We start from the raw sequence: 14476 nt of genomic DNA on the forward strand, positions 1-14476 counted from the left end.
TAACCAAATTCTGTTATGCCTTTGTCTTGCGTTTTTTAAATACAACCGGAAGCAGTTATTAATCGCCTTTCAGTCATCCAAACTTCTCTCTATAAATCATATTTTTTGCATAGCAGCTTAATGCTGTTGTGCAGTTTTCCTATGCAAATTTTTCAACCTCTCTCACAAATTGCGCTAAAGCACCCTCAGGAGTTTTTTGACCATGGCTACAACCCTTAATCCCGGAGATATTGCGATCGTGGGTTTCCGCTCCGGAACACCCGATGGGCTCGCCTTTGTTACCTTTAAAGATCTGGACGCAGGCACCATGCTTGGGTTCACCGATGCCTCCTATCAGCAGTCCAACACAGCCGGTAGCTGGCGCGGGACAGAAAACTTTGCAGTTTGGACAGCCTCAACTCCCATTCCGGCTGGGACAGTGGTCGTGCTGTCTTTCCCGGCCAGTCCAACTTCAGATAACGGGACTATCACTGGGGCCTTAAGTGGACTCTCTGGGAGTGGGGATCAGATTTTTGTCTACCAGCGGGCCGATGGAACTGTCTCCACCAGTTCCCCCTTTACCGCTGCTGCGACTTCAACCACCTGGAATGCGGCCAACGGTGGTTCATTGCTGTTTGGCATTAACTTCGCCTCAACAGGTGGATTTATCACCAGTGGCACTGGAAACCTGAACAGCACCAACACCTCCTATGTCCCCGATGCAGGTTCGGGTGCAGGTGCCCTCACCCTGGGTTCCACCGCCCTGAGCATCACCAATTCTGGCATCATTGCCAATGCTCAATACAATGGGCCTCGCAGCGGCCTCTCGATCGAGGACTTCAAAACTCAAATCTTGAACCAGAGCAACTGGACAGGGGTGGATAGCACCAGTGGCACCCTGGACTCTGGTGATTTTGCGATCGCGTCCTCCCTACCCAGCGTCACCCTCTCTGTCAGCCCCACCACAGGCACGGAAGCGAATCAAACGGTGATTACGGTGACAGCCACAGCCTCCAGTGCGGTTTCGGGCGACCAAACGGTGAATCTGGAGGTATCCGGAGCTGGCCTTACCTCCGAAGACTACAGCCTCAGCAGCACAGTGATTACGATTCCCGATGGACAAACCACGGGCTCAGTCACCTTCACCATTCAGGACGATACAGCGATCGAAGGCGCTGAAACCGCCGCCCTCACCATCAGCAATCCTTCCACCGGGGTTGTCCTGGGCAGCACGACCACCCAGGACATCAGCATCACAGATAACGATATTGCCCCTGCTGGAGTCACGATCGCCCCCTCAGATGGCAGCACCAATGTCACCGAAGGCGGAGCCACGGATGCTTATACGGTAGTTCTGAACAGCCAGCCTACAGCGGATGTGACCATCACCCTCAACGCTGGAACCCAACTCACCCCCTCCACCAGCACCCTCACCTTCACCCCAGACAACTGGAATGTCGGCCAGGAGGTGACCGTCACAGCAGTAGATGACGCGGTGTTTGAAGGTCTCCATGCAGGGACGATCGCCCACACCGTCACCAGTGCGGATACCAGCTATAACGGGCTAGCGATCCCAGGAGTCACCGCCAGCATTACTGACAATGAATCGGAAACAAACCCTTCGCTGCAAATCCGGATTACGGAGTACATGTACTCTGGTGCGAACGGCGAATTTGTTGAGTTTACAAACATTGGCACCAGTGCGGTAGACCTGACAGGCTGGAGCTTTGACGATAATTCTCGGGTACCGGGTTCCTTCTCCTTAAGCGGATTTGGGGTGGTGCAACCGGGCGAGTCGGTCATCCTGACGGAAAACACGGATGCTGCTTTCCGCACCGCCTGGAACCTGTCTCCCTCAACCAAAGTCATTGGTGGCCTGAACCAAAATCTGGGCCGCGCCGATGAGATCAATCTTTACAACAACAATAACCAGCGGGTCGATCGTCTCACCTATGACGACCAGACGATCGCCGGATCGGTGCGCACCCAGAACGTGAGTGGCTGGACGAGTCTGGCGAACCTCGGAGGGAATAACGCGGCTCAATGGCAGCTCTCCACCGTTGGGGATACCCAGGGTTCTCTGACCTCCACCGGCGGTGACATCGGCAATCCTGGGGGCTATGTGACAGGGGTTGTGCCTGCGGTCATTCTCAGTCAGACGGGCAACAGCACGACGGTGACTGAAGGGGGAGGGACAGACAGCTACACCATCGCCCTCACAACCACTCCCACGGCTCCGGTCAATATCACTGTCTCAGCCGGTGCCCAGGCCCTGGTAAGCACGGACGGGGTCAATTTCTTCTCCTCCCTGGACCTGAGCTTTGACAATACTGCAGCCCAGACGATTACGGTGCAGGCGGTGGACGACGCAACCTTTGAAACCAAGCCCCACGCAGGCACGATCGCCCACAGCATCTCCAGTGCCGATGCGGTTTATGCGGGCCTGACCATCCCCAGTCTGGCCATCAGCATCACGGATAACGATACGGCCCCGAATTCACCGGCGATTCGGATCACGGAATATCAGTACGATGGCAACGGGAGCGAATTCTTTGAACTCACGAATACAGGTGCAACAGCCGTTGACCTGTCGGGCTGGAGCTACGACGATGACTCTCGTCTGGCTGGAACCTTCTCCCTCAGCCCGTTTGGATTGGTGGCACCGGGCGAATCCGTGATTGTCACCGAAAACACGGCTGAAGGCTTCCGGAATGATTGGGGGCTCTCCGCATCGGTAAAGGTGATTGGGGGCCTGACCGTGAATTTAGGCCGGGAAGATGAAATCAACATCTTCGACAATAACGGCCAACTGATTGATAGCCTGACCTACGGCGACAGCACCAAGTTTCCAGGCACGGGACGGACGCAGAATGTCAGTGCCTGGACAACAGCCGCCAATCTCGGCAAAAACGATGTCACCCAATGGCAACTGTCCACTGTCGGCGATGCCCTCAACTCCTTTAACTCCCTGAGTGGGGGCACGGGCAACCCTGGCAGCTTCAGCGCCAGCGCCACCCCCACCCCAGCCGTCATCATCAACCAGTCGGGGGGGAACACGAACGTCACCGAAGGCGGAGCCACCGATACCTACACCGTTGTGCTCAGAAGCCAGCCCACGGCTGATGTGACGATCGCCCTCACCCCCAATGCCCAACTGACCCCCAGTGCCCCGACCCTTACCTTCACCCCAGACAACTGGAATGTGGCCCAAACCGTCACGGTGACCGCAGTGGATGATGCCCTGTTTGAAGGCAGCCACTCCGGTGCAATCACCCACAGCGCCAGCAGCACTGACGCCAGCTACAATGGCATCTCCGTTCCCACCGTTTCTGCCACCATTACCGATAACGATACGGCTGTGGGAGCCGTGCCCACGATTCAGGAAAGCACCGCCACCCCATTCCTCAACCTGGCTGCCACCGGGTCGGGCACGGTGAGTGGGGTAATAGGCGACTCAACAGACCCTGCCAGCAGCCTGGGCATCGATTTCACAATTGCCGATACAGACACCCCCCTGGACAATCTCACAGTCACGGTCAGCAGCAGCAATCCCTCGGTGGTGCCCAATGGCAACCTGACCCTAACCGGCTCCGGCGGTACGCGCAATCTTAAGATCGACCCGACAGGGGTTGGTTTGGCCAACATTGTGGTGTCGGTCAGCGATGGTAACAACGTTGTCAACTACACGATTAACTACGCAGCCTCGGCAGCATCCGGCACCCCAGCCACCACCCGCTTCCACACCGGCACCAGTGATGCCTCGACCGCGATCGCCCTGGATGCCCAGTACATGCTGGTGGGGGATGACGAAGACCAGACGATTCGCCTCTACGATCGCAACAATTCCGGCCTGCCCTTGGCCAGCTTCGACTTCACTTCTGCCCTGGGCCTGACAGGTTCCAGTGAGATTGACCTGGAAGCCTCTACCCGTATCGATAACACCATTTACTGGATGGGTTCCCATGCTAACAACAGCAGTGCCCAGGATGCCCCCAACCGGGAACGGATTTTTGCCACCCAGTTGACGGGCACAGGAGCCAGTGCCACCCTCACCGCCCAGGGCTACTACCAGTTCCTCGAAGATGACCTGATCGCCTGGGATAACAGCAATGGCCATGGTCTGGGTGCAGGTTTCCTGGGGCTGTCAGCCAGTGCAGCCGACGGTGTTGGCCCTGAATTCCCCAATGGGTTCAACATTGAAGGGTTGACGATCGCCCCCGATGGGCAAACAGCTTATGTGTCCTTCCGGGCACCGCAGGAGCCGACTGCAGCCCGCAGTGATGCCCTGATTGTACCCGTCACCAATTTCACTAGCCTGTTCAATGCGTCAGGTGGAACTGCCGGTTCCACCCAGTTTGGAGCTCCGATATTCCTGGACCTGGACGGACGGGGCATTCGCAGCATCGAACGCAATGCTACTGGGGAGTATGTGATCATCGCTGGACCTGCCGGAGCCGCCACGGGTACCGCTCCGAATGACTTCCGCCTCTATACCTGGACTGGGAATGGGGCAGATGCGCCGGTGTTACGCAATGCCGATTTAACGGCTCTGAATGCGAACGGCAGTTTTGAATCGATCGTCGCTGTGCCTGACAACCTGACTAGCGGTAGCCAGATTCAGTTGCTGGTGGATAACGGAGACACCATCTGGTACAACAACGGTACGGCTTCTAAAGACCTGTCCCAGGATAACTTCCAAAAGTTCCGGAGTGAAACGGTCACCCTGGGAAGCCCCTTCAATCCCTTCCCCCTACCAGCGGGAGCGATTTCCCTCGCCAGTCCCTACTCCCAGGATTTCAATACCCTGATCAGCTCTGGCTCTGCCACCTGGGTGAATAACACCATTGAGGGCTGGTACACCGCCAGAACCGGCACCGGTACGACGATCGTTGCGAATGATGGCGGCAGTAACGCCGGTAACCTCTATAGCTATGGCTCCACCGGAAGCACAGAGCGGTCCCTGGGGTCAGTTGGTTCTGGCAATGCCGCAGCAGGCAACTTCTTCTGGGGAGGCCGCTTCTTCAATGACACGGGCAGCACGGTCAACACCCTGTACATCAATTACTTCGGGGAGCAGTGGCGCAACAGCGCCGCAACAGGCCAAACCCTGGATTTCCAATATCAAATCGGGGCCACCGGCCTGACGACGGGCACCTGGACCAACTTTGATCCCCTGGATTTCACCAGCCCGATCACGGGGGGCACAGCCAGTGCCCTGAACGGCAACCTGGCCCAAAACCGGACCTTAGTTTCCGGGACCCTCAACAACCTGTCCCTGGCTCCGGGACAGGAAATCTGGTTCCGCTGGTCCGATCCGGATCACCCTGGCTCTGATCATGGTCTGTCCATCGATGATGTGAAGGTTTCCACCAGTCCCCTGGCGGGCATTACCCTGACCGAATCGGGCGGGAACACCACCGTGAATGAGGCGGGTGAAACTACGGATACTTACACGATCGCCCTCAACACCGCACCTGCGGCCCCGGTCACGATCGCGATTGCAGCTCCTGACAACCAGACGCAAATCAGCAGCGATGGCGTGAACTTCTTCAGTTCCCTCAATCTGGCACTCAATAGCACAACGCCACAAACCATTACTGTACGGGCAGTGAATGATCTAGCGGTGGAAGGCTCCCCCCATGCGGGCCTCATCACCCATACGGTCACCAGTGCCGATACCAGTTACAACGGCCTTGCGGTGCCCACGGTGAACGCCAGCATTCTCGACAATGACGTGGCTCTCACCATCACCAAGATCCACGAGATTCAGGGCAGTGGTTCCACGGCTAACTTCCTCAGTCAAACCAAGACGATCGAAGGGGTGGTGGTGAGTGCGTTCCTGGGCAGCTCTGGACTGAACGGCTTCTACGTACAGGAAGAGAATGCCGATTGGGATGGGGATGCCGCCACCTCGGAAGGGATCTTCATCTTTGACCCCACGGGCCTGTTCTCTGGTGCTGTTGGCGATAAGGTCCAGGTGACAGGGCTGGTGGCTGAGTTTACCAGTTCGGCCACAGGAATTACGGGTAGCACCATCAACAGCAGCCTGACCCAACTCTCCCTCGCCAGCAGCGTGGCCACGAAGAGCGTGGTGAATCTGGGAGCCAGTGCCCTGCCTGATGTCACCAACGTTACCCTGCCGGTTGCCGATGCCTCCATCCTGGAGCGCTACGAGGGCATGTTGGTGAATATCAGTGCAGCAACGGGTTCCCTGACTGTAACCAACAACTTTACCCTCGGTCGCTTTGGTCAGGTGGGCCTCTCAGCCGGTGACCGCCTCGACCAGTACACCCAGGTGAATGCCCCCAGTGTCAGCGGCTATGCCGATTACGTTGCCAACCTGCTCGACAATTACATCATCCTGGATGATGGCAGCAACACCCAAAACCCGGCCAGCGTGATCCATGCCCGGAATGGAGAGCCTCTGAGTGCGACGAATACCCTGCGGGGTGGGGATACGATCGCCAGCATCAGCGGGGTGCTGGATCAACGGTTTGAAGGGTACCGGGTGCAGACCACGACTCCAGCTAACTTCCAGGCCACCAATCCCCGTGAAGACAGTGCTCCCGATGTGGGGGGCAGCCTCAAGGTGGCCAGTTTCAACCTGCTCAACTTCTTCAACGGCAATGGCAGTAACCAGGAGGAATCTGCAGGTGGCTTCCCCACTCCTCGTGGGGCTGAAAGTCTGACAGAATACAACCGCCAGATTGCCAAGACCGTCGAAGCCGTTCTGGGCCTGAATCCGGATGTCTTTGGCTATAACGAAATGGAGAATGATGGCTACGGTCCCACCAGTGCCGTCCAGACCCTGGTGGATGCCCTGAACGCCGCCACGGCTCCTGGGACCTACGCCTTTATCATTCCGCCTGCCGATGCCCTGAATGCCTCCGGGGGCTTTGGTGGGGATGAAATCACGGTCGGCTTCATCTACAAGACCAGTGCGGTGCGGGTGGCTGAGGGAACCAGCGTGGCAGCTCTGACCACGGGAGCCTTCGCCCAGGATGATGGCAACCGGGTGCAGCGTCCGGCTCTAGCTGTCACCTTTGAGCAGCTCAATAATGGCACCCCCACCAATGCCACCTTTACAGCGGTGATTAACCACTTCAAGTCCAAGGGGTCGAGCGCAGGCGGTATTGGGGATGCTGACGCGGGCGATGGGCAGGGGCTGTCGAACGGTACCCGCACCCGGGCTGCGGAGGACCTGGCTGCCTGGTTAGCGACCAACCCGACGGGTACAGCCGATGCGGATTACCTGATCATGGGCGACCTCAACTCCTACCGATTTGAGGACCCGATTACAACCCTGACCAATGCTGGCTACACCAGTCTGTTCGGGCCTGAATCCTACTCTTACCAGTTCCAGGGCCAGTGGGGGTCCCTGGATCATGCCCTTGCTACAGGTAGCCTGACCAGCCAGGTGACGGGTGCCGCCAAGTGGCACATCAATGCCGATGAACCGGTTTCCCTCGATTACAATACGAACTTCAAATCGACCATCCAGCAGACCAGCTTCTACAACGTCGATCCCTTCGCCTCCTCTGACCACGATCCCCTGGTGGTGGGTCTGAACTTACAACCCACCAATCGGCCCCCGATCGCCGTCAGCGACACGGTCAATCCGGATGAAGAGACAGCCGTCACTGTCAATGTGCTGAGCAATGACTCTGACCCGGATAACGACACCCTCACCCTCACCCAGGTGAATGGTAGTGCAGTAACCGTGGGCAATCCCCTTACCCTGGCTTCCGGTGCTCTGTTAACCCTCAATGCGGACAATACCTTCAGCTACAATCCCAACGGCCAGTTCGAGACCCTATCCGTGGGCCAGAGTGCGGCGGACAGCTTCACTTACACGATTGCGGATGAAAACGGTGCAACGGCCACAGCGACGGTTGATGTGACGATCGCAGGGGTTAACGATGCACCGATCGCGAACAACGATAGCGCCACTACTACGGACCTGCAGCCTGTCACCCTGAACGTGCTGGCGAATGATACGGATGTAGATAGCGGTGTCTTGAGCGTGATTGGATTTACCAATCCGACGCAAGGTAGCGTCACCCAGAATGGTAACGATCTGATTTATACGCCGATCGTCGGAGCATCGGGTTCTGATAGCTTCACTTACACCATCAGTGATGGGAACGGGGGCACGGCAACCGCCACGGTTGACCTCTCAGTGACCCTGGCCGATAACCAGATCCTGGGCACCAACGGGGTGGACTACCTGTTCGGCACCAATCGGAAGGATACAATCCAAGCCTTGGCCGGTAACGACATCCTCTTCGGGGGCATTGGGGATGACACCCTCCTGGGGGGCGCAGGCAATGATGCCCTGGGTGGCGGCTCAGGCAATGACCTCCTGGATGGGGGGACCGGGGCTGACCTGATGGATGGGGGAGATGGGAATGACACTTACCAGGTCGATAACCTGAATGATGAGGTGAACGAAGGGTTTAATGCCGGAACCGATCTGGTCTTCTCTTCGGTGTCCTTTACCCTGGACAACAACATCGAGAACCTGACCCTTATCGGTGCCAGCCCGATCAATGGCACGGGCAACAACCTGGCCAACATCCTGATCGGCAACGAAGCGATCAACATCCTGATTGGCAACAACGGGAATGACACCCTGGATGGGGCTGGAGGGAACGATGGCCTGAGTGGGGGCAATGGTAGTGATAGCCTGTTGGGAGGCAATGGCAACGATATCCTTCTGGGGGGAGCCGGAGCCGATAGCCTCACGGGTGGAGCGGACAATGACACGTTCCTGTACACGGCCCTCAACCAATCCCTGCTGAGTGGATTTGACGCCATTACCGATCTGCAAATTGGCAGTGATGTGATTGATGGCGTTAGAGCGGTCAGTGCTGCGAATCTGGCTGAGCTGGGTGCAGTCACAGACCTGACGGCCTCTGCAATCGGTGCGGTTCTAACAACCGGAAGCTTCCGGGCAAACGGTGCGGCTACCTTTACCCTGGGCGCAGGTAGTGGCACTCGCACCTTCCTGGCTCTGAATAATGGTGCCGCCGGGTTCTCGGCTGCAACAGACTCGATTATCGAAATCACTGGTTACAGTGGCAATCTGAACAACCTGGCGATCGTGTAGTCCTTGATGAACGTATCGGATGGCAGGTTTAGGGCAGATTAGGAGACAGGAGACGGAACTCAGGAGTCAGAATTTTAAGCTGTCTCCTGTTTTCTGCCTCCTGTTTTCTGTCTCCTGCTTTCTGAACACCTAGCCCATTAGATTTCTGTACCTGAATGGGCTAGTCAGGAACTGCTGTAGGATGGAACGTTAGGGATCAGAAGGAATGCAAGTATGTCATCTGCCCTCCAAGTGGAAGATAAAACCCTCAGTGCAACGGAGTTACTCTCCCTGTTAGCGGGTTATCGAATGTTGCCTCAACTGAAGCGAGAATGGTTGATCGATCGGGAAATTAAGTCCATTGACTGCACACCAGACGAGATGGCCCTGGCCCGACAACAGTTTTATCAGCGTCACCAGCTTGCGGATGACGCAGCCCAGCAAGCTTGGTGTGAGCACTATGGCATGACGATGGCGCAGCTGGAGGATCTGGCCATGCGGGAACTCAAAATTGCCAAATTCAAACATCAAACCTGGAATCATCGGGTTGAGTCCTATTTTTTGAGTCGCAAGTCGGGTCTCGATCGGGTGATTTACTCCTTACTCAGAACCGCAGATGCCGGTGTGGCCCAGGAACTCTTTTTCCGTCTGAAGGCCGGAGAGCAGTCTTTCGCTGAGTTGGCCAGGGAGTATTCCCAGGGGCCAGAAGCTCAAACAGGAGGCATGGTGGGGCCAGTTCCCCTGGCCCAACTCCATCCCCAGTTAGCCCAATTAATTTCCGTATCCCAACCTGGACAATTGTTGCCCCCCACCCACTTAAGTGAATGGTTCGTCATTGTGCGTCTGGAGAAGCGGCTTTCAGCTCAATTGGATGAAGCCATGCATCAACGCCTGGTGGATGAACTGTTTGAAAAATGGCTTGAGGAAACTGTCCGGACCCAACCCCTGAACCTGGTGCGTTGAACTGCCCATGATGACGCTATGACTTCTACTGTGGCTTCCATTCAAGAATTTCTCAGCAACAGTCCCCCGTTTCAGGAGTTACCGCAACCTGCCCTAGAGCAACTGGCCAGCCGGATGCAACTGCTGCGTTATCGGATGGGACAGCCGATCGTCACCCGGTTCTTTTTACCGGCCCAGGTGGTGATTCTGTTTCAGGGAAATGCCCGATCGTTGGGGTATGCTCCCGACTCCCAGGTGCCAGAAACCCTGGAAATCCTCCAACCTGGAGCCGTCATGGGTTGGGTCTCGTTGATTCGGGAAGTGCCCTGTGAAACGGTGATCGCTTCAACTGAAGTACTGGGGATCACCCTGGGAGCCCCTGATTTTGTCAAACTGCTGCAAGACTTCCCTGCCCTACAGCCTGGTTTCTACGATCGCCCCGCCCTGATTGAGGTGTTCGACTTTCTCTCGACAGAGTTGCAGCGTCAAGCCTATGCCATTGCCGATTTGCCCCAGTTAGCCCTGGCAGCCCTGCCCCAAACCGCCCTCCTCAACCTGTCTACCCGTCAACTTCCCTCAGAGCAGTTGGACCCAAACTATTTGTGGTTTTACAGTGGTGGCGCAAAGACCAATTTGACGCCGGGGAGCCGCCTGTCCCTGACTGAGCCGACCCCCCTCCAGATTCAAGGTTCCGGGACAGCCCGACTGGTGGGCATTCCGGCAACAGCCCTGCAGCAGCCAGAACCTGCGCCAATTCCCGAAAAGCAGGATGCTGGGGAAAGTCCCTGGGCAGATGTGCCCTATGCTCCCGATCGCCCAGCCGAACTGGAAGTAGAAACCCCGCGCACCAAATATCCCTACATTTCCGGGAGAGGCCCTGTCGATGCAACCCTGGCTTGCTTTCAAATGCTGGCCCAGCACCTGAAGATGCCCTTTCGTCGGGATACTCTGCGGCGGATTCTGGTTAATCAGCACGATCGGGCCGGGACTATTTCTCTCCAGGTCTGTGGAGCCATGGCAGAGTTGATGGGCCTCAATTCCCAACTGGTCAAAGTTCCAGCAGTGGCCGTCAGCCGTCTGCCTGTCCCAGCCCTGCTGCCCTGGCAAGATAGCTTTGCCGTGCTGTACAAAGCTGGCGATCGGGAGCTGATGCTGGGTGTTCCTGAACAGGGGGTGCGATCGATGAAGCCCGCAACTTTCATCGAAGCCTGGGGAGAAGAGGGGCAGGTCCTACTCCTTAGCCCTACTCGGGACACCCCCAGGCAGAAGTTTGGTCTCAGTTGGTTTTTACCCGCCATTCGGAAGTATCGGGGTGTCTTACTAGAAGTCTTTCTGGCTTCCCTGGCCGTCCAATTGCTCCAGCTAGCCAACCCCCTGATCACCCAGCTGATTATCGACAAAGTGATCATTCAAAATGCCCTGAACACCTTAAATGTTCTGGGCTTACTGGTGATTGGTGCGGCTATCTTTGAAGCCATCATCAGCAGCTTACGCACCTACCTGTTTGTGAATACCACGAATCGGATTGACCTAGCCTTAGGGGCGGAAGTCATCGATCACCTGCTCCGGTTGCCGCTGCGCTATTTTGAAAAACGTCCCGTGGGGGAAGTGGCCACCCGCATTAATGAGCTGGAAAACATTCGCCAGTTTCTGACGGGGACAGCCCTGACAGTGGTTCTGGATGCCGTGTTTTCGGTGATTTACATCGTGATCATGCTGTTCTACAGCCCTCTGTTGACGGCGATCGCCCTGGCCACCGTCCCCCTATTCGCCCTCCTCACTTACCTGGTGTCTCCCATCATCCGCCAGCAACTGCGAACCCGCGCCGAGCGTAACGCGGAAACTGAATCCTACCTGGTGGAAGTGGTGAGTGGGGTGCAAACCGTGAAAGCTCAAAATATTGAGCTGAATTGCCGCTGGAAGTGGCAGGAGCGTTATGCCCGCTATATCAGTGCTGGGTTCCAGACGGTGCTTACGGCCACCACTGCCGGGTCCCTGCGGAATTTCTTGAACCAGTTTTCGGGATTATTGTTGCTCTGGATGGGAACAGTGCTGGTGTTGCAGCAGAAGCTTTCCCTGGGGCAGTTGATTGCGTTTCGGATTATTGCCGGATACACGACAGGGCCATTGTTACGCCTGATTGAACTTTGGCAAAACTTTCAGGAAACAGCCCTTTCCCTGGAACGGCTGAGTGATATTCTAGATACGCCCCAGGAGCAGGATGAGGTCGGTCGGCGCAACATTCCCATGCCTGCCATTGCCGGGGCCGTGCGCTACGAAAACATCACCTTTCGGTTCAGCAATAGTGTTGCCCCCCAACTGATCAATGTTCATCTGGATGTTCCAGCAGGCACGTTCATTGGCGTGGTCGGTCAGAGCGGAGCGGGCAAGAGTACACTGACAAAACTGCTTCCCCGACTCTACGATCCAGAAGCAGGGCGGATTTTGGTGGATGGCTATGATATCGCCAAAGTCGAACTCTATTCCCTGCGACGGCAAATTGGCATGGTGCTGCAGGATACCCTCCTGTTCGATGGCACGGTGCAGGAGAACATTGCCCTGACCAACCCGGAAGCCACACCAGAGGAAATTGTCGAGGCGGCTCGGGTAGCCTGTGCCCATGATTTCATTATGGAATTGCCCCAGGGCTACAATACGCGCGTTGGGGAGCGGGGTTCGGCCCTCTCCGGCGGCCAGCGGCAACGGGTGGCGATCGCGCGCACCGTACTCCAGAATCCCTCTTTACTGATCTTGGATGAGGCCACCAGCGCCTTAGATTACAATACGGAGCGTCAGGTTTGCCAGAACTTGAAGGTCGCTTCCGAAGGCCGCACCGTCTTTTTCATTACGCACCGTCTGGCGACCATTCGCCATGCAGATCTAATCTTAATGATGGATCGGGGACAAATTGTGGAACAGGGAACCCATGATCACCTCATGGCCTTGAAAGAGCGATATTACTGTCTATATCAACAGCAGGAGGCAGATGTATGACCTCGCACACCCCGAAGTTCGATCAAGGCTTGATTCTGCAGCAATCCCCTGCCTGGTCGCGAGCCATCCTCTGGAGCTTACTGGGAGCGATGACCACAGGTGTTCTCTGGGCTTGCTTCGCCAAAATTGACCAGGCGATTCAGGCAACTGGAAAACTGGAACCTACGGGATCTGTGAAAGAAGTGAAAGCCCCGATCAGTGGTGTCGTTAAAACTGTACACGTGCGAGATGGGCAACAGGTGAAACAGGGGGATTTGCTGATCACCCTGGATAACACCAATGCTCGGGCTCAAATCTACTCCCTCAAACGCATCAAATACTCCCTCTTACAGGAAAATCATTTCTACAAAGCCCAACTCAAAGAAGCTTTTCCTCTCTCTCAAATGGAACTGGCCCGCAGGCAATTGCGGCTTTCACCAGAAATGCTGACCCTGACCCGGAGTCGAGCCGAACTCATTGCTGGGAATCAACTCTATCGGGCTCAACTGGATAATTCGCCCCAGGATCTGACACCGGAACAACAGGAGCGATTGATGTCCATCCAAACTGAAGAGACTTCTCGAGTCAGAACGGCTGAACTGGAAGTGAGTCAGTTAATGCGGGAATTTCAGCAAGCTCAGATCCGCCGCATCAGTGCTCAAAGCACCCTGGCCTTAAATCAACAGGTTTTGCGCCGGATTGAACCTCTAGCCAAGCAGGGTGCGATCGCCGACTTACAACGGCTACAACAAGTAGAGGAAGTTGAAAAAGCACAGGCTCAGGTTGAACAGTTACAGCAGGAAGAAAAACGATTACAATTTGCGATCGCCCAGTCTCGTGCTAAGGTCAGCAATACGATCGCCCTTTCTCGCCGGGACTGGCTCACACAGATTGCCAATAATAATCAACGCATTGCTGAAATTGACAGTCAACTCACTAAAGCGATCGTTGAAAATAATAAGCGCATTGCCGAAATTGACAATCAGATTAGTCAGGCTCAAACCAATCTGAAATACCAGGAACTGCGGGCTCCTACAGGTGGAACTGTGTTTGACTTAAAAGCACGCAGTCCAGGATTTGTGGCCAACACCACGGAGCCCATTTTGAAAGTCGTACCTACGGATGCCCTGGTGGCTGAGATCTATATCACTAACCAGGATATTGGTTTTGTGCAACTCAATGTACCGGTTGATGTCCGGATCGATTCATTCCCCTTTAGTGAGTATGGAGATATCAAAGGCCAACTCGTTTGGATCGGGTCTGATGCCCTGCCCCCCGATCAAATTCAACCTTATTATCGGTTTCCAGCCAGAATTAAACTGGAGCGGCAATCCTTCACCCTCAGTCAAAATCGGCAAATTCCCCTGCAATCGGGCATGTCGGTAACGACTAATATTAAGCTCCGGGAACGCCGCGTCATTAGCCTCTTCACAGACTTATTCACCAATAGCACGGAAGGCTTAAGGTTTGTCCGCTGATGGACAGATGCTGACA

Annotated in this window: 4 protein-coding genes; all 4 read left to right on the plus strand. The window is 55.8% G+C overall.

Translation table 11 applies throughout. The annotated features are described in order from the left end of the window. Positions 1 to 202: 202 nt before the first annotated feature. The 4 genes from BST81_RS28215 to BST81_RS21430 all read left to right on the plus strand — a co-directional run bounded on the left by BST81_RS28215 (position 203) and on the right by BST81_RS21430 (position 14460). Positions 203 to 9088 carry an ExeM/NucH family extracellular endonuclease gene (locus tag BST81_RS28215; protein WP_075600550.1) on the plus strand — a complete coding sequence of 2962 codons (8886 nt, stop codon included), beginning with the start codon at positions 203 to 205 and terminating at the stop codon, positions 9086 to 9088. Positions 9089 to 9301: 213 nt separating this feature from the next. Beyond that, entirely contained in the window at positions 9302 to 10030 is a 729-nt protein-coding gene (locus BST81_RS21420; protein WP_075600551.1) for a peptidylprolyl isomerase, read from the plus strand. 18 nt (positions 10031 to 10048) lie between these two features. Beyond that, complete coding sequence (locus BST81_RS21425) at positions 10049 to 13003, plus strand: peptidase domain-containing ABC transporter (RefSeq protein ID WP_075600552.1); 2955 nt, start codon at positions 10049 to 10051, stop codon at positions 13001 to 13003. Further along, positions 13000 to 14460, plus strand: coding sequence for an HlyD family efflux transporter periplasmic adaptor subunit (locus tag BST81_RS21430; RefSeq protein ID WP_083636993.1), 1461 nt, complete (start codon positions 13000 to 13002; stop codon positions 14458 to 14460). Before BST81_RS21425 ends, BST81_RS21430 begins: the two co-directional genes overlap by 4 nt. Positions 14461 to 14476: the final 16 nt, after the last annotated feature.

Source organism: Leptolyngbya sp. 'hensonii' (assembly GCF_001939115.1).
In the GTDB taxonomy this organism is placed as follows: domain Bacteria; phylum Cyanobacteriota; class Cyanobacteriia.